The sequence below is a fragment of the Pseudomonas sp. 58(2021) genome, from assembly GCF_017491585.1.
Lineage (GTDB): Bacteria > Pseudomonadota > Gammaproteobacteria > Pseudomonadales > Pseudomonadaceae > Aquipseudomonas > Aquipseudomonas fluorescens_BT.
In genome coordinates this window covers 21,204-37,190 of the sequence record NZ_JAFGYZ010000027.1, presented here as the reverse complement: position 1 = coordinate 37,190, position 15,987 = coordinate 21,204, and the positions used below count along the sequence as shown (strand labels likewise).

Sequence of the window (15,987 nt, the reverse complement as noted above, 5' to 3'; positions counted from 1 at the left end):
GCCGCGCTCAGTCGAACGATGGTTTTGCGAGGGATCCGATCATGGCTGAAGGTTATCGCCACAATTGCCTGTGCGAGGCTGACCGGCTCGGCAACGACGAACTGTATGCCTTGGTCGCGGGGGCCGTCAGGCATGGCCGGGGTGAGGCGCAACAGCTGTTCGCGACGGTGACACCGTTACTCGTCGCCTTCTACGAAGGTCAGGTGCAGGCCGGGCGGATCCGTCGCGAAGACACCGGCAGCCTCGTTCAGCAAGCCTTCAGGGCGCTCTATCAGGAACAGGCCACCCATGACCCGAGCTTTCCGTTTCGCGCCTGGCTGATCGAGATCGCCCGCTCGACCCTGCTCGACAACCTGGGCCATCGCGATGCTGACGCCATGGCCACGGCCGACGCGCTGGCGGGTGCGCCTGCACGCGAATGTCATGAACCCACACGGGCCACATGAACCGCCCTCCACGCTGTGAAATGCTCTTCAGGGAATGCCCATGATCGATATCGAAAAAACCCTCTACTCCGCGCACACCTGCACCACGGGAGGTCGCGAGGGCACAGGACGCAGTGACGATGGCCGACTGGATCTCAAGCTTTCTCCACCGGGTGCGCCCGGCATCGGAACCAACCCCGAGCAATTGTTTGCCGTGTGCTGGTCAGCCTGTTTCCTCGGCTCACTGCGCCACGCCTGCAATGCGCGCAAGATCGTCTTTCCGGCCATGGCCGGGGTCGATGCTCAAATCGACCTGGTCCACGGCGAGCAAGGGTTCTTCTTGCAAGCGAAACTGGCGGTGTCACTGCCGCAGATCGAACCGCAAGTGGCGCAACAACTGATCGACGCGGCGCACCAGAACTGCCCCTACTCCAAGGCCACGCGCAACAACATCAAGGTCAGCATCACCCTCGCCTGATCTGTCCCCCGCCGACACCAAAACGCACCGTCTTCCAACCACACCTTCGTACTATCCGGCGACACCATGGTGCAATAGATCGCGCCCGGGGCTTTTGATGTGATGGCGGGAAACCGACAAAAGCCAGGAGTTGCGCATGAACAAGCTGACGACTGCCGCGGGCGCGCCCGTGGTTGATAACAACAACGTACAGACCGCCGGCCCAAGAGGCCCGATGCTGTTGCAGGACGTATGGTTGCTGGAAAAACTGGCGCACTTCGATCGGGAGGTCATCCCCGAGCGGCGGATGCACGCCAAGGGTTCGGGTGCGTTCGGCACCTTCACCGTGACCCACGACATCACCCGTTTCACCAAAGCCAGACTGTTTTCCAGCGTGGGCAAGACCACCGAAGTGTTCGTCCGCTTCTCGACCGTGGCCGGTGAGCGTGGCGCGGCGGATGCCGAGCGTGACATCCGTGGATTCGCCATCAAGTTCTATACCGAGCAAGGCAACTGGGACCTGGTGGGCAACAACACGCCAGTGTTCTTTCTGCGCGATCCTTTGAAATTTCCCGACCTCAACCATGCGGTCAAACGCGACCCGCGCACCAACATGCGCAGCGCCCGCAACAACTGGGATTTCTGGACGCTGCTGCCCGAGGCGCTGCACCAGGTCACGATCGTCATGAGCGACCGCGGCCTGCCGCGCACCTATCGCCACATGCACGGCTTCGGCAGCCACACCTTCAGCTTCATCAGCCCGGCGAACGAGCGTTTTTGGGTGAAGTTCACCTGGAAAACTCAACAAGGCATCGAGAACCTGACCGACCAACAGGCCGCGACCCTGATCGGCGATGACCGCGAAAGCGCCCAGCGCGATCTGTACAACGCCATCGAGGAAGGCCACTTCCCGCAATGGAAGCTTTACGTGCAGGTCATGCCGGAACTGGATGCCGAAACCTACTCGATCAACCCGTTCGACCTGACCAAAGTCTGGCCCCACGCGGATTTCCCGCTGATCGAAGTCGGCGTGCTTGAGCTCAACCGCAACCCCGACAACTACTTCGCCGACGTCGAACAGGCGGCCTTCAACCCGGCCAACGTGGTGCCCGGCATCAGCTTCTCACCGGACAAAATGCTTCAGGCTCGCCTGTTCTCCTACGGCGATGCCCAGCGTTATCGCGTCGGCGTCAATCACCATCAGATTCCGGTGAATGCGCCGCGCTGCCCGGTCAACAGCTATCACCGGGACGGCCAGATGCGCACCGATGCCAACGCGGGCAGCACCCTCGGCTACGAGCCCAACAGCTATGGCGAGTGGGCCGAGCAACCGGATTTCAGCGAACCACCGCTGGCCCTCAAAGGCAGCGCCGGGCACTGGAATCACCGCGAGGACGACGACTATTTCTCGCAACCGGGCGCGCTGTTTCGGGCCATGTCCCCCGCCCAGCAACAGGTCTTGTTCGAGAACACGGCGCGCTCGATTCATGGCGCCAGTGCCCAGACCCGGCAACGCCACATCGATAACTGCACCCGGGCCGATCCGGCGTACGGTGCAGGCGTTGCGCAGGCCATCGAAGCGCTGGGCTGATCCGCAATGACGTAAGCAGGGCAAGCAGGAATGATCCTGTTTGCCCTGCTGCCGAGGTCAGTCCTCTACGATGCTTTTCGCTTCAAGAAACGCTTCCAGTCCTGACAGCCCGAATTCCCTGCCGATCCCCGACTGCTTGACACCGCCAAACGGTGCCAGCAGCTCCGGGGCGATCCGGTTGATCAACACCGAACCGGCCTCCAGGCACGCCGCCATGCGTCGGCCACGTTCGACCTCGCGGGTGAACACATAGGCCTGCAAACCGTAGACGCTGGCATTGGCCAGGCGGATGGCGTCTTCTTCATCGTCATAAGCGATGATCGACAGCACCGGGCCGAAAATCTCTTCCCGGGCGATGTCCATGTCATTGCTGACGTCGGCAAACACCGTAGGTTTCACAAAATAGCCTTGGCTCAGGCCGGCAGGCCGACCCTCCCCGCCGACAATCAATCGCGCGCCCTGCTCCAGCCCGCGCCGGATAAAGCCCTGCACGCGATCAAACTGCGCCTGGTTGACCAACGGGCCGATGGCGGTCGCCGGGTCCCGGGGGTTGCCGACCACGGTCGCGTCGACCAGGTTTTTCACCTGCTCGACCACCTGCGGCAAGCATCCGCGCGGTACCAGCAGCCGCGTGCCGGCAACGCAGGCCTGACCGTTGTTCATGAAGGCGGCATTCAGTGCCATGGGGATGGCCGCTTCGAGATCCGCGTCGTCGAGCACGATGGACGCCGACTTGCCGGTGAGCGACAGGCTCACCCGTTTCATCGTCTCGATGCCGGCACGGGCGATGAGTTTTCCGGTGGCGGTGGAGCCGGTAAACGAGACCTTCGCGACGTGCGGGCTGGTGCTGATCTCGTCGCCCACATCACTCCCACGGCCCAGGACAATATTGATCACCCCCTTGGGCAGATCCGCACGGTGCAAGGCGAGCGCGAGGACCTGGGTCTGCAACGGGCTGAGTTCACTCGGTTTGATGACCGAGGCGCAGCCGCCGGCAATGGCGGCCGCCAGTTTGCTGCACACCGTACCGGCGGTGCTGTTCCAGGGCGCGAACAACGCCGACACCCCAACCGGCTCCATGACCACCCTTGCACGGCCCACGGGCCGCGCCAGCTCATAGTTCTCCAGCACTTGCGCTGTGTTGGCAAAGGACTGCGACGCGTACTGGCTGACCCATTGCGCACGGGCCAACGGTGCGCCGTATTCTTCAATGGCGGTGTCACGAATGTCTTCGGTGCTCTCAAGCACCGCCGCCTGAAGGCGCCTGAGCATGTCGATGCGCTCGGCTTTCGAGGTGCGGCCCATCGTGACTTGCGCACGCCGGGCGGCGGCGATGGCTTGCCTGGCATCGTCGCGATTGGCCAGGGTGACCGTTCCGATGACGGTCTCCGTCGCCGGGTTGATGCATTCGATGGATTCGCGGCCCTGAACGGGTACGAACGCACCATCGATGTAGCTGTGCTTGATAGTCCACATGGCGATTTTCCCCAAGGGTTGAAACAGCAACGCCCGGAAAATCCGGGCGTTGATCAGGGCGAGGGTTCAGTCAGGTAAGGATTCGCGGCTGAAGGCTTGCACCTCCTGCACCAGACCGCGAGCGGCCATTTCCACCAATTGCCGGCCCTTTTCCGGCGAAGCCTGAGCCGGGTCAGAGCCCATGCGGCCGTCCGGGTGACGGGCACGGAAATCCGCCGCTTCACGGATCGGCCCCCAGTTGGCGATCTGCGGTGAGTAGTCCGCCGACTTGATGGAATCGGGGTAAGCCCATTGGGTCACGGCGATTTCAGAAGGCGTGGCATGAATGCCGTGGCCGGTCGGGAACTGCTCGCGTGCCAGCTCGTTGAGCCCTTCCAGATCCCACCAGTTGCACAGTTTCAGGGCGAACCCGGCTTTGCGTCGGGCGAAACTCGCTTCGGCGTACAGCTCCGAAAACGCCGCTTCAATGGAAGCGATGTTGCCGCCGTGGCCGTTGAGGAAAAAGATCTTTTCAAAGCCGTGGGCGGCCAGCGAACGGGTCCAGTCGGCGATGGCGGCGATGAAGGTCGAGGGCCTGAGCGAGATGGTGCCGGGGAAACCGAGGTGATGCTGCGCCATGCCGATGTTGAAGGTCGGGGCAATCAGGATGTCGGCGTTTTTCTGCGCTTCATGGGCGATGATCTCCGGGCACATCCAGTCGGTGCCCAACAGGCCGGTCGGCCCGTGCTGTTCGTTGGAACCGATCGGGATGACGATGGTGCGGCTGCGTTCGAGGAATTGGGCGATTTCGGACCAGGTCGATAGGTATAAAAGCATCAGGATTCTCACTCTTCGAAGGTTCCTCTCGGAACGAGGGTGGGTGTTCAGTGCACCTGCAACAGCAGCGTCATTGATACCACCCGCCTCCCTTCGACGACAGAATACGAAGGTATCGGAATCACCCGAACGCCCTAATCGCGGACGAGAAATTCACGGGGCGATTCGCCCATCACCCGTCTGAACATCGCACTGAAGGCGCTTTGGCTGGCGTAGCCCAGATCCCGGGCAATCACCCCGACGGATAGCCCTTTGTCGAGCCGATCGATGGCGGTCGCCAGCCGCACCTGTTGCAGCCAGTGGCGGAAATTCAGGCCGGTTTCATTGACGAACAGGCGTATCAGCGTGCGCGAACTGGCACCGACCCGGTCTGCCCAAAAGCTGATCGAATGGTCTTGTCCGGGGTCCTGCAGAATCGCCTCGCACACCGTGACCAGTCGCCTGTCGACCGGCCACGGCACTTCGATCGGCAGCGTCCGGGCCGCCTGCAGCTCACTGAGTATCAGGGCCACGATGTGCTCGTTGCGACCTTCCTGCGGGTATTCGATCGGCTGCTCGGCCAGGGCCAGAATCAACTCGCGCAGCAATCCGGGGATCTCCAGCACTTTGCAGTGATCGCCCAGCCCTGCGCAGACCTGCGGTTCGATGTAGATCGAGCGCATCTTGACCGCGCTGAGCATCAACTGGTCGTGGATCACCCCGGGCGGAATCCACAGGGCCCGCTTCGGTGGAAGGATCCACAACCCGCGCTCGGTGGCCACTCGCATTACGCCGCTTGAGGCATACAACAACTGCCCGTGCCGATGCACGTGCGGTTCGTTGTACTCGCCGGTGGCCTGATCGCGCACCAGCACGGTCATCATCCGCGGCACATCCTGATAGTCGGGATAACGTTCGCTGCGCGGTGCGGACTCACGCCTGGCAATGACCTTGCGCACCTCTCGTTTCATCGGATGGAAGCTCCTGAAAACAGACCTTGATCGTGGTAAAGCTGCGATTGTCACTTTGGCGACAAACCCTGGCATTTGCCATGGCCGGCCCATTGTTAGCCTTGCGCTCATTGTTCATCAATGAGGCCTTCCCCATGGCAATCACCCGCAATCTCTCCGGCCACCAGCAGAGCGTCACGGCGGTGATCGGCCTGCTGATCCTGTCCATCGCCCTGCGGCCGCCGATCATTTCGGTGGGACCGATTCTGCTGTTGATCCAGCAGCACTTCCAGTTGAGCTACACCCAGGCGGCGCTGCTGACCTCGATTCCTGACGTGTGCATGGGCGTGTTCGCGCTGGTGGTTCCGAGCCTGGCCAGGCGCTTCGGGATCGATCGCAGTGTAGTGGTTGCACTGACGCTGCTGGGTGCCTCGACCTTGCTGCGGGCGATTTCGCCGAATGCATTTTTTCTGCTTGGCAGTACGTTCTTCGCCAGCATCGGCATTGCGGTTGCCGGCGCGATGACCGGCGCGTGGATCAAGACCCACTTTGCACAACGGCCGGCGTTGTTCATGGGCATCTACGCCGGCGGCCTGAGTCTGGGCGCGACCCTCGCGGCGGTGCTCAGCGCGCCGATTGCCGAGCGGGCGCAGGACTGGCGGGTCAGCGCCGGGTTCTGGAGCGTGCCATGCCTCACCGCCATCGCCAGTTGGGTGTGGATGGCACGGCGCTTTGCGATACCGGTGCCCGCAGTGAAATCGCCGTCGAACCCGAGCAAACGTCTGCCCTGGGGCAATCCGCAGGCGTGGTTGATCGCATTGAACTTCGGTGCCGGTCAATTCGTGGTCTACGCCCTCTTCGCCTGGATGGCGCCTGCCTCGGTGGAAGCGGCCACGTCGAGTGTTTCCCCGGGCGTCCTGCTGGGTATTTTTACGGCGGTGTTCGCCGTGGCCAGCGTGGGGGCGGGACTGATTCCGGGCAGGGCCCACGACCGGCGCGGTCTGCTGGGGGTGTCGGCGTTGCTGGCCCTGCTGGGGGTGGGCGGCATGGCGTTCCTGCCGGCGTATTGGCCGATGCTGTACGTGGTGCTCGCGGCCATCGGGCTGGGCATGGGCTTCACCGTGGCCATGACCTTGCCGCTGGATCACGCCAGCACCAGTGAGCAGGCCGGGTTGTGGACGGTGTTCATGTTGTTCATCGGCTACCTGATTGCCGCGCTGGGGCCGCTGCTGTTCGGTGCCCTGCGCGAATACGCCGGACACTATGGCCCGGCGTACATCTTACTGTTCGCGGTACTGCTGTTGATGCTCGGCATCACCCCCCTGCTCAGACTGGTACCGGCACCATCGCCGCAGGTGTCCGTTGCCTGAGCGGGAGGTGACAGACCTGCGACGCGCTGCGGCACGTCGCAGGTTTTCAGTTGGCGGCCGCGGCTTTTTCAATCAGCCGGGCCACCGGGGCCGGGTTCGACACCATTACCACGTGCGAGGCGCCCTTCACCACTTCAACTGCCTTGGCATCTGCACGCTTGGCCATGAACGCCATCGCCTGGGGCGGGATGTTCTTGTCCTTGTCGCCGTAGATGTACCACGACGGAATGTGCTTCCAGGCAGGCGTTCCGGCCTGCTCGTTCAGTGCAGCTTCGGTGACCGGGCGCTGGGTCGCGGCCATCAGCGCCGCTTGTGCAGCCGGGACGTCGGCGGCGAACTGATCGTGGAACTTGCTCTGCTGGATGTACAAGTCCTTGCCGCCGTCGGCCAGCGCAACGGGTGGCGCCAGCGTTGGCCCGAGGGTGCTGCCGGGAAACTTGCCGGCCAGCCCGGCGACGGTTTCACCGGCCTCAGGGGCAAAGGCGCTGACGTAGACCAGCGCTTTGACATTGGCATGATCGTTGGCCGCATCACTGATGACGTTGCCGCCATAGGAGTGACCGACCAGCACCACCGGCGACTGAATGCTGCTCAACAATGCCGATACCGCTGCGCCATCGCTCTTGACGCCGCGCAGCGGATTGGCGGCGGCAATCACCGTGTAGCCATCCTTCTCGAGAATTTTCGCCACGCCGTTCCAGCTCGACGCGTCGGCAAACGCGCCGTGCACCAGCACCACCGTGGGTTTGGCGGTTTGGGCGAAGGCATTGGCGCCCAGGCACAGGCCCGCAGCGATGCTCAGTGCAATCAGTGTTTTTTTCATCTGGATGTTCCTCGTATGACGGATTCAGGGAGCGTATCGAGTGAAGACAAAATCGTGGTTCTGCACCCGCGCCTGATGGCAGGCAAAGCAGGTCTGGTGCTGGGCTTCGTCGGCGGGTTTGCCGTTGATGAACCGGCCGAATCCCCAGCCACCGGTCGAGGCGTATTTGCGCGAGTCCTTGACCATCACCTGAACGGTGGTGGCCGCCCCCGGAATCGAGGCGGGCTCGAACTCCGGCGACTGCACGTGTTTCCACGCCAGCTTCACCAGCACCGTGCCGTCGGGAAACGGCAGCGTTGCGCTCTGGTAAGCCTTGACCGCCCGGTCGTTGCCCAGCACCGCGCGCAGTTCATCCAGCGGCGCGGCTTCCTGGGCCGGGGCAATCAGCGCCCACTGCCGATAGTTTTTCGGAAGCTTCACGCCGTAGATCGGCGAGGCTTCGCCGTCATCGGCCTCGCCCAATGCGACACCGGTAGCCGCCAGTGCCGCGAGCGCAATGGCCGCTGGCAACACGGCCCAATGGTTGAGTTTCATGTCGGATCCCCTTCGGCCGGCAATCAGAGATGATCGGCATCGATCACCGCCTGGGCGAACGCTTGCGGCGCTTCTTGCGGCAGGTTATGGCCGATGCCGCCGCTGATCAGTCGGTACTCGTACTTGCCGGTAAAGCGTTTGGCGTAGGCCTCGGCCGGTGGGTGCGGCGCACCATTGGCGTCGCCCTCCATAGTGATGGTCGGCACGCTGATCGAGGGGAATGCCGCGAGTTTTTTCTCCAGCGGATCGTATTGCGCTTCCCCTTTGATCAGCCCCAGGCGCCAGCGGTAGTTGAAGATCGACACCGCGACGTGATCCGGATTCTGCAACGCGACGGCGCTGCGCTCGTAAGTCGCGTCGTCGAAGGTCCACTTCGGCGAGGCCAGCTGCCAGATCAGTTTGGCGAAGTCGTGGGTGTTCTTTTCGTAGCCCAGACGGCCACGCTCGGTCGCAAAGTAGAACTGATACCACCACTGCAACTCCGCCGCCGGCGCCAGCGGCGTCTTGCCCGCTTCCTGGCTGCCGATCAGGTAACCGCTCACCGCCACCAGCGCCTTCACCCGCTCGGGCCAGAGCGCTGCAACGATGTCGGCGGTACGCGCGCCCCAGTCATAGCCGCCAAGCACGGCCTGTTTGATCTTCAGGGCGTCCATGAAGTCGATCAGATCTTTGGCCAGCGCCGCCGGCTGGCCGTTGCGCACGGTTTTGGCAGACAGGAAACGTGTGTCGCCATAGCCGCGCGCGTAGGGAATCAGCACCCGATAGCCCTTCTGCGCCAGCGCCGGCGCCACATCGGTGTAGCTGTGGATGTCGTAAGGCCAGCCGTGCAACAGGATGACCACCGGACCGTCGGCGGGACCGACTTCGGCATAGGACACGTCCAGCAGTCCGGCCTTGACGTGTTTCAGCGCGCCGAACGAAACATTGGTGCCGGCGGTAATGGCGTCGATCTTGCCGGCGGGCACTTCGGCGGCGTTGGCGTGCACCGAGGCAATGCCCAGCGCAAGCGCCAGCATCGAAACGGTGAGCACGCGCCGGGATTGGGTTACAGCGTTAGAGTCAGTCATGCCGAGTCTCCCTCGTGAACCGCCGGGCGACGGTTCCGGGCTTGGTGTTGAAGGGCTTGCGGGTTGAAGGGTTAGCGCGCTGCCTGAGCCGCGGTTTTCTGGGCAGCCGCACGCAGTGGCCGGAAGGCTTCGCGCAGTTCTTCGCTGAACAGTTGCGGTTGCTCCCATGCCGCGAAGTGACCGCCCTTGCTGACTTCGCTGAAGTAGGCCAGCGATGGATAGGCACGCTGCGACCAGACTTTCGGCGCACGATAGATCTCGTGCGGGAACACGGTGATCGCCACCGGAACCTTGATGTCAGCGGTCTTCTGCGCGGCGGCGCTGAAGTTATTGTTGTTGTTCTCCCAGTAGAAACGGGAGGACGACGCCCCGCTGTCGGTCAGCCAGTACAGACTGATGTCATCCAGCATTTCATCGCGGCTCAGGACTTTCTCGGGCTGACCGTCGCTGTCGGTCCACGCGGCGAATTTTTCGTACATCCACGCTGCTGTACCGGCGGGCGAATCCGCCAGCAGATAGCCGATGGTCTGCGGCCGGGTCACCATCATTGCGCCATAGGCGGCGTTGCGGCCGAAGAACTGGCTGAGCGAATTGAAGGCCGTCACCTCCGGCGCGGTCAGTCCCGCTGGCGCCGGGTCGCCGCTGTTGATCGGCTTGACCAGTTCCGGCGGCACGGTAGCCGGCATGTTCAGGTGGATGCCCAGCAAACCGGGCGGCGCCAGGCGACCCAGTGCATCGGAAATCACCGAACCGTGATCGCCACCCTGAGACACGTAATGGCTGTAGCCCAGACGTTTCATCAACACATCCCAGGCCTTCGCCACTCGGTCAGGGCCCCAGCCGAGCTCGGTCGGTTTGCCGGAAAAACCATGGCCGGGAATCGACGGAATCACCACATCGAACGAGTCCTCGACCTTGCCGCCATAGGCCACGGGATCGGTCAGCGGGCCGATGGTCTTGAGGAATTCGAACTGCGAACCCGGCCAGCCGTGAGTCAGGATCAGCGGCATCGCGTTGGGGTTGCGTGAGCGCACGTGGATGAACTGAATGTCGACGCCGTCGATGGTGGTCACGAACTCCGGCAAGGCATTGAGCTTGGCTTCGGCCTTGCGCCAGTCGTAGCCATCGCCCCAATACTTCACCAACGCCTGGACCTGCGCCAGTTGCACTCCCTGGGACACGTCGCCGACCGTTTCCTTGTCCGGCCAACGGGTGTCGGCAATGCGTTTGCGCAGATCAGACAATTTCTCTTCATCCACATGAACGTGGTACGGACGAATGGTCTGCGACTGATCGGTTATCGGGCTGGTGGCCCAGGCGCCGCTGCTGCCTGCCAGCACGGCAAGGCCCAGGGCCCCTCTTCTGATGGCTGACGCCAGGCAATGGCGCCATGTGAAACCGCACGTAACCGCAACCATGATGGATCTCCTTGTAGTCATTTTTCGAAAGGCATCGCCAATCGGATCAGACCACCGCGCTGCCAGCGGGGCGATTACACGATGGTGTCGGTCGATACCTTGGTATGACGCGTTGGCCAGGCGCGCAAAATCGCGCTCGAATTCAGCAACGGTTAACGGGCAGAATGCGGCGGGGGAAAAGGCCCATTTGAATGACAGACCGGAACAAGGATTGCGGATGCGTGGGGAATCGGCGCTCGAACACCTGAGCGGCACACCATCAAACACCTCACAGTGGTGGGTGATCGGGCTGTGCATGCTGTTCAACGTGATCGATGGGCTGGACGTGATGGCCATGGCTTTCACCGCCAGCCGGGTTTCGACACAGTGGGCATTGAACGGCGCGCAACTGGGCTTGTTGCTGAGCGCAAGTCTGATCGGGATGGCGCTCGGTTCGCTGCTGGCTGCGCCCAGGGCCGACCGCTTCGGGCGCAGACCGCTATTGCTCGCCGGCCTGCTGCTCAGTGGCCTGAGCATGTTGCTGTCGTTCTGGAGCCCGAATCATCACGTGCTGATGTTCCTGCGTTTGTTGACCGGCATCGGCACGGGGGCGGTGCTGGTAGGCGCAAACGTGATGACGTTCGAACACGCCAGCCCGCTGCGGCGCAACCTGGCCATCGCCCTGCAATCTCTCGCCTTTGCCATGGGTGCCAGTCTGGGCGGTGTGCTGGCGCATGTCCTCAATGATGTCATGGGCTGGCGGTATGTCTTTCTGTCCGGTGGCTGCATTACGCTGGCGGCGGCGTTGGTCGGGGTCTTCTGGCTGCGTGAGTCGCCTTCATTTCTGGCACTTGAACACCGCGCACCTGTCTCTTCAACGTCGCCTGACAACGCCAGCCGGCCGTTTTCGCCCGGTCAGTGGCAACAGACCACATCGCTGGCACTGGCGCTCTTTCTGCTGATGTTCTGCTTTTACTTCGTGATGAGCTGGACCCCGAGTCTGCTGGTCCACAACGGCTTTACCGATCGGCAAGGCGCGCAAATCGGAGTTCTGTTGGCGTCTGGGGGTATGCTCGGCGCGCTGTTGCTGGGGCTGGCGGCCAATCGTTTCGGCTGCCGGCGATTGTTGTCGGTTTTTTTGCTGCTCAACGCCGCCCTGCTGCCTCTGATGATGTCGGCCTCACACGTACCCGGTGTGGCCGCGCTCGTCGCCGTCACGCTGGGCTTGATGCTCAATGGTGCGGTCGCCGCGCTGTATGCCCTGGCCCCCCAGGCGTTCTGCACTTCGGTTCGCACGACCGGCGTCGGCGTGGTGCTGGCGATGGGGCGTCTGGGGGCGATCATTTCGCCGGTGGTCGCCGGTTTTCTGCTGGATGCCCGATGGACCGCACAAGACCTGTTCACTTTCTTCGCCGGTGGCCAGGTCCTGGCGGCCCTGCTGATCTGGCGCAGCACTAAGGGACGATGATCAGCTTGCCCGTCGTATTGCGCGACTCGATATCACGATGGGCCTGTTGCACCTCGTCCAGTGAATAACGATTGCCGATGAAGGTTTTCAGCTTGCCGGCACTGACCCACGCAAACAGTTGCCGGGATTTTTCCAGCAGTACCTCGCGATCACGCACGTAGTGCATGACCGAGGGATACGTCAGCTTGATGCTGCGCGGCACGCTGAAGATATCGATCGGCGGGGTCGGATTCATGAACGGTCCGTACAAAGCCAGGGTGCCGAAATAATCCAGCAGCTCCAGCGAGTCGGCGAACCCCTCCGCACCGGTGCCGTCGTACACCACATTCACCCGCTGCCCGTCGGTCAGGCGCATGACCTGACCGGCAATGTTTTGCGCCCGCCCGATCACCACATAGTCAGCCCCGGCCGCGAGCACCGCCTCCACTTTGTCGGCGTGGGACACCCGGCCAATGACATTGCCACCTCGCAACTTGATCAACTGGGTCAGCATCAGCCCCACGCCACCTGCCGCCGCGTGCACGAAGGCCACGTCACCCGGCTGGATCGCATGCACCTTGTCCACCAGATTGCTGGCCGTCAGGCCCTGCATCATCAGGCTGGCGGCCGTGGCGAAGTCGATATCGTCCGGCAGCGGCACCAACTGACTGACCGGGGCGATCACCTGTTCGGCGTAGCTGCCCGGCACGTAGTGCCAGGCTACGCGGTCACCGGCAGCGAACTCTGTCACCTGCGGGCCAGTGGCCTGGACGATGCCGGCGCCTTCTGCACCCAGCGTCAGCGGCAGCTCCCACGCGGCGCCGAGGCCCCGTCGAACACCGGTGTCCATGAAGTTGATACCTGCCGCCATGACCTTGACCAGGACCTGTCCCGGCCCCGGTTCTGCCAGTTGAATGTCTTGCACCGTCAAGACTTCGGGCCCGCCAAAGGCCTGGATTACGACTGCTTTCATAATGTTCTGCCCTGTTACAGGGACGACCTGTCCTGCTGCCGTTCTGCTGGCAGGAGCGCGGACGTCACGTTGTCTTCAATCAACATCGAAGGATGTTGAAACCAGGGGCAAGGCTGCGCGGCGAATGTATCTGCGCGGTTTCCCGAACCGGGCGCTTTGCATGCTTGTATGGCTCGACAGGCCCTGGATACAGTGGCTTACAAAACCGGCACTGTGATGCCCATCGCAGTGTGCGATGGCGGCAGATATTCGCTACGGGCGACACCAAAGTATGATGGGCGAGTGCCATGCGAAGGCGCATCTTTGTTCGACGGTGACTGCAAACAATGAGAATCGGTATGACGAACGAGCAGGAGCGCGTCATCAAGGACGCTCCAGACCGCGCGGTTGATGCGCTCATGCCAGCGCCGGAGGTCGATTCGATCATCGACAGCATCCCGGCCATGGTCGCGTTCATGACGCCTTCCGGTGAACTGGAGCAGGTCAACCGGCAAATCATGGATTACATCGGTGCCCCGCTCCATGAACTGAAAAAATGGCAAGCCGGCGAAACCGTACACCCGGACGACTTACCCTCGGTCATCGCCGCCTGGATGCACTCGGTCAGTACCGGCACCCCCTACGAGATCGAGCATCGCATTCGGCGCGCCGACGGAGTCTATCGCTGGTTCCATGTGCGCGGCCTGCCGATCAGAGACAGCGAAGGCACCATCACGCGCTGGTGCGTGCTGCAGGTCGATATCGATGAGCGCCGGCGGGACAAGGCCTTGATCGCCAGCGCCCTCGCCGAAGTCAGCGCGTCGGAAGAGCGTCTGCGCGGGATCATCGATGCCGTTCCGGGTTTTGTCTGGAGTGCCTCGCCGGAAGGTAGCGTCGGCTTCGTCAATCGACGCTGGTGCGACTACACCGGCATGTCCCTCGAACAAGCCTGCGGTGATGGCTGGACGGCATCCATCCACCCGGACGACGCGCCGGGACTGGCGGTCTATTGGCAAGCCATTCTGCAATCGGGCAGCGCCGGTGAGTATGAGGCTCGTCTGAAGCGCTTCGACGGCATTTACCGCTGGTTTCTGATCCGCGCCGTGCCCCAGCGCGATGACACAGGCCGGGTCGAGCGCTGGTATGGTGAGAACACCGATATCGAAGACCGCAAGCGGGCGGAAGTCTTTCTGGCCAAGGCCCAACGCCTGAGTGCTACCGGCACGTTTTCCTGGCGGGTGAGTACAGACGAGATCACGTGGTCGGACGAGGTCTACCGCATCCTTGAACTGGACCCGGACACCCCGCCCGGCTTCGAGGCGATCTATCGTCGCGTGCACCCGGACGATATCTCCAGCCATCGGGAAATGATCAAACGACAACGCCGCAAGGGGCGTGACTTCGAACACGAACATCGGCTGCTGATGCCCGACGGCACAGTGAAATACGTGCGGCTGGTGGCGCATTCGATCACCCATGCGCCGGACGGCGTCGAATACATCGCCGCCCTGCAGGACATTACCCAGCGCCGGCTCGCCGAAGAAGTGTTGAACAAGGCCCGTTCCGAACTGACGCATCTGGCCAGAGTCGCAAGCCTGGGGGCGGTCACCGCGTCCATTGCCCATGAGGTCAATCAGCCGCTGGCCGGCATCATCACCAATGCCAGCACCTGCCTGCGGATGCTCGGAGCCGATCCGCCGAATGTCGACGGAGCCCGGGAAACCGCGCGCCGCACCATTCGCGACGGCAATCGGGCCGCCGATGTGATCAACCGGTTGCGAGCGTTGTTCTCGAAAAAAAGCATCACCATTGAAAACGTCGACCTCAATGACGCGGCACGGGAAGTCATCGCCATGCTGCTGGGCGAGCTGCAACGCAACGGCGTGGTGCTGCATCCGCAATTTGCCGAAGCCCTGCCGCTGGTCAGGGGTGACCGGGTCCAGCTTCAGCAGGTGATCCTCAACCTGATCATGAATGCCGCCGAGGCCATGAGTGCGATCCACGGCCGGCCCCGGCAGTTGATCGTCAGCACCGGCCTGGGGGCGGACGAGAACGTTTACCTGGCGGTGAGGGACAGCGGCAACGGGGTAGATCCGCAGGACGTCGAGCGCATCTTCAATGCTTTCTACACCACCAAAAGCTCGGGCATGGGCGTCGGTCTGTCCATCAGTCGCTCGATCATCGAGCGTCACGACGGGAAACTCTGGGCCAGCGCCAACGACGGCCCGGGTACGACGTTTACCTTTGCCATCCCGCTTTCGACGGATTTGCCGCAAACCGATAACCGCGACCTCGCCGATCGCACCGTGGAGAATGATTGATGGGTACGCATTTGCTCGTATCGGTGGTCGATGACGACGAATCGGTTCGTGAATCACTGCCTGACCTGATCAAGGAGTTCGGCTTTGCCGTCCAGGCATTTGCCTCGGCGCAGGCGTTTCTGGCGTCGCCTTATCTCGACCTGACCCATTGCCTGATTCTCGATGTGGCCATGCCGGGCATGTCCGGGCCGGATCTGCACAAGGAACTGCTGCGTCGCGGCTATTGCATCCCGGTGATTTTCATCACCGCTCACGGGGACGCTCGCGAACAGGCGAAGCTGTTGAACAACGGCGCGGTGGAGTGCCTTTTCAAACCGTTCAGCGAAGCCCAGTTGCTCAAGGCACTTAGTGCCGCCCTGCCCCTGGACTGAGCGTGAAGCCG

General features: G+C 62.6%; 15 protein-coding genes. 7 read left to right on the top strand and 8 right to left on the bottom strand.

Translation table 11 applies throughout. The features are described from left to right. Window positions 1–41: 41 nt before the first annotated feature. The 3 genes from J5M72_RS25070 (at window position 42) to J5M72_RS25060 (ending at window position 2,473) form a co-directional block, all read left to right on the top strand. A complete protein-coding gene (locus tag J5M72_RS25070; protein WP_207867565.1) occupies window positions 42–446 on the top strand; it encodes a hypothetical protein in 405 nt (134 codons plus the stop codon). A 40-nt stretch (window positions 447–486) separates the two neighbouring features. Beyond that, the gene (locus J5M72_RS25065) at window positions 487–903 is read left to right on the top strand and encodes an organic hydroperoxide resistance protein (protein WP_207867563.1); all 417 of its coding nucleotides are present in this window, start codon (window positions 487–489) and stop codon (window positions 901–903) included. Between the two features lie 136 nt (window positions 904–1,039). Continuing rightward, window positions 1,040–2,473 carry a catalase gene (locus J5M72_RS25060; RefSeq protein ID WP_207867561.1) on the top strand — a complete coding sequence of 478 codons (1,434 nt, stop codon included), beginning with the start codon at window positions 1,040–1,042 and terminating at the stop codon, window positions 2,471–2,473. Between the two features lie 57 nt (window positions 2,474–2,530). Here the strand turns inward: J5M72_RS25060 and J5M72_RS25055 are convergent, their stop codons facing one another. The 3 genes from J5M72_RS25055 to J5M72_RS25045 form a co-directional block, all read right to left on the bottom strand. Further along, on the bottom strand, window positions 2,531–3,949 hold the full coding sequence (locus J5M72_RS25055; protein WP_207867559.1) for an aldehyde dehydrogenase family protein: 1,419 nt from the start codon (window positions 3,947–3,949) through the stop codon (window positions 2,531–2,533). A gap of 66 nt (window positions 3,950–4,015) precedes the next feature. After that, on the bottom strand, window positions 4,016–4,765 hold the full coding sequence (locus J5M72_RS25050) for a creatininase family protein (protein ID WP_207867557.1): 750 nt from the start codon (window positions 4,763–4,765) through the stop codon (window positions 4,016–4,018). A 134-nt stretch (window positions 4,766–4,899) separates the two neighbouring features. Next, window positions 4,900–5,715 (bottom strand): helix-turn-helix transcriptional regulator, encoded by an 816-nt coding sequence (locus J5M72_RS25045; RefSeq protein WP_207867555.1) that lies wholly within the window; start codon window positions 5,713–5,715, stop codon window positions 4,900–4,902. 134 nt (window positions 5,716–5,849) lie between these two features. Between J5M72_RS25045 and J5M72_RS25040 the strand changes: the two genes are divergently transcribed. Continuing rightward, a complete protein-coding gene (locus tag J5M72_RS25040; protein ID WP_207867553.1) occupies window positions 5,850–7,064 on the top strand; it encodes an MFS transporter in 1,215 nt (404 codons plus the stop codon). A 46-nt stretch (window positions 7,065–7,110) separates the two neighbouring features. Here the strand turns inward: J5M72_RS25040 and J5M72_RS25035 are convergent, their stop codons facing one another. The 4 genes from J5M72_RS25035 to J5M72_RS25020 form a co-directional block, all read right to left on the bottom strand. Continuing rightward, window positions 7,111–7,887 (bottom strand): alpha/beta hydrolase, encoded by a 777-nt coding sequence (locus J5M72_RS25035; RefSeq protein WP_064382021.1) that lies wholly within the window; start codon window positions 7,885–7,887, stop codon window positions 7,111–7,113. Window positions 7,888–7,911: 24 nt separating this feature from the next. Then, window positions 7,912–8,421 carry a cytochrome P460 family protein gene (locus J5M72_RS25030; RefSeq protein ID WP_207867550.1) on the bottom strand — a complete coding sequence of 170 codons (510 nt, stop codon included), beginning with the start codon at window positions 8,419–8,421 and terminating at the stop codon, window positions 7,912–7,914. A 23-nt stretch (window positions 8,422–8,444) separates the two neighbouring features. Then, window positions 8,445–9,488, bottom strand: a complete 1,044-nt coding sequence (locus J5M72_RS25025; RefSeq protein ID WP_207867548.1) for an alpha/beta hydrolase — start codon at window positions 9,486–9,488, stop codon at window positions 8,445–8,447. Between the two features lie 71 nt (window positions 9,489–9,559). Then, the gene (locus J5M72_RS25020; protein ID WP_207867546.1) at window positions 9,560–10,906 is read right to left on the bottom strand and encodes an epoxide hydrolase family protein; all 1,347 of its coding nucleotides are present in this window, start codon (window positions 10,904–10,906) and stop codon (window positions 9,560–9,562) included. Between the two features lie 217 nt (window positions 10,907–11,123). Between J5M72_RS25020 and J5M72_RS25015 the strand changes: the two genes are divergently transcribed. Then, window positions 11,124–12,353 (top strand): MFS transporter, encoded by a 1,230-nt coding sequence (locus J5M72_RS25015; protein ID WP_207867544.1) that lies wholly within the window; start codon window positions 11,124–11,126, stop codon window positions 12,351–12,353. Here the strand turns inward: J5M72_RS25015 and J5M72_RS25010 are convergent. Beyond that, window positions 12,340–13,305 (bottom strand): quinone oxidoreductase, encoded by a 966-nt coding sequence (locus J5M72_RS25010; protein ID WP_207867542.1) that lies wholly within the window; start codon window positions 13,303–13,305, stop codon window positions 12,340–12,342. The two genes, J5M72_RS25015 and J5M72_RS25010, sit on opposite strands and share 14 nt — an antisense overlap. A 338-nt stretch (window positions 13,306–13,643) precedes the next feature. On the opposite strand from J5M72_RS25010, the gene J5M72_RS25005 reads away from it, so the two are divergent. Together J5M72_RS25005 and J5M72_RS25000 are read left to right on the top strand one after the other, a co-directional pair. Then, on the top strand, window positions 13,644–15,605 hold the full coding sequence (locus J5M72_RS25005; protein ID WP_243433480.1) for a PAS domain-containing sensor histidine kinase: 1,962 nt from the start codon (window positions 13,644–13,646) through the stop codon (window positions 15,603–15,605). After that, the gene (locus J5M72_RS25000) at window positions 15,605–15,976 is read left to right on the top strand and encodes a response regulator (RefSeq protein ID WP_207867539.1); all 372 of its coding nucleotides are present in this window, start codon (window positions 15,605–15,607) and stop codon (window positions 15,974–15,976) included. The genes J5M72_RS25005 and J5M72_RS25000 overlap by 1 nt, the downstream gene beginning before the upstream one ends. Window positions 15,977–15,987 lie beyond the last annotated feature (11 nt).

Coding starts and splice junctions, on each gene's coding strand:
- J5M72_RS25070 (WP_207867565.1), top strand. CDS start 42: ATGGCTGAAGGTTATCGCCACAATTGCCTGTGCGAGGCTGACCGGCTC.
- J5M72_RS25065 (WP_207867563.1), top strand. CDS start 487: ATGATCGATATCGAAAAAACCCTCTACTCCGCGCACACCTGCACCACG.
- J5M72_RS25060 (WP_207867561.1), top strand. CDS start 1,040: ATGAACAAGCTGACGACTGCCGCGGGCGCGCCCGTGGTTGATAACAAC.
- J5M72_RS25055 (WP_207867559.1), bottom strand. CDS start 3,949: ATGTGGACTATCAAGCACAGCTACATCGATGGTGCGTTCGTACCCGTT.
- J5M72_RS25050 (WP_207867557.1), bottom strand. CDS start 4,765: ATGCTTTTATACCTATCGACCTGGTCCGAAATCGCCCAATTCCTCGAA.
- J5M72_RS25045 (WP_207867555.1), bottom strand. CDS start 5,715: ATGAAACGAGAGGTGCGCAAGGTCATTGCCAGGCGTGAGTCCGCACCG.
- J5M72_RS25040 (WP_207867553.1), top strand. CDS start 5,850: ATGGCAATCACCCGCAATCTCTCCGGCCACCAGCAGAGCGTCACGGCG.
- J5M72_RS25035 (WP_064382021.1), bottom strand. CDS start 7,887: ATGAAAAAAACACTGATTGCACTGAGCATCGCTGCGGGCCTGTGCCTG.
- J5M72_RS25030 (WP_207867550.1), bottom strand. CDS start 8,421: ATGAAACTCAACCATTGGGCCGTGTTGCCAGCGGCCATTGCGCTCGCG.
- J5M72_RS25025 (WP_207867548.1), bottom strand. CDS start 9,488: ATGACTGACTCTAACGCTGTAACCCAATCCCGGCGCGTGCTCACCGTT.
- J5M72_RS25020 (WP_207867546.1), bottom strand. CDS start 10,906: ATGGTTGCGGTTACGTGCGGTTTCACATGGCGCCATTGCCTGGCGTCA.
- J5M72_RS25015 (WP_207867544.1), top strand. CDS start 11,124: ATGCGTGGGGAATCGGCGCTCGAACACCTGAGCGGCACACCATCAAAC.
- J5M72_RS25010 (WP_207867542.1), bottom strand. CDS start 13,305: ATGAAAGCAGTCGTAATCCAGGCCTTTGGCGGGCCCGAAGTCTTGACG.
- J5M72_RS25005 (WP_243433480.1), top strand. CDS start 13,644: ATGACGAACGAGCAGGAGCGCGTCATCAAGGACGCTCCAGACCGCGCG.
- J5M72_RS25000 (WP_207867539.1), top strand. CDS start 15,605: ATGGGTACGCATTTGCTCGTATCGGTGGTCGATGACGACGAATCGGTT.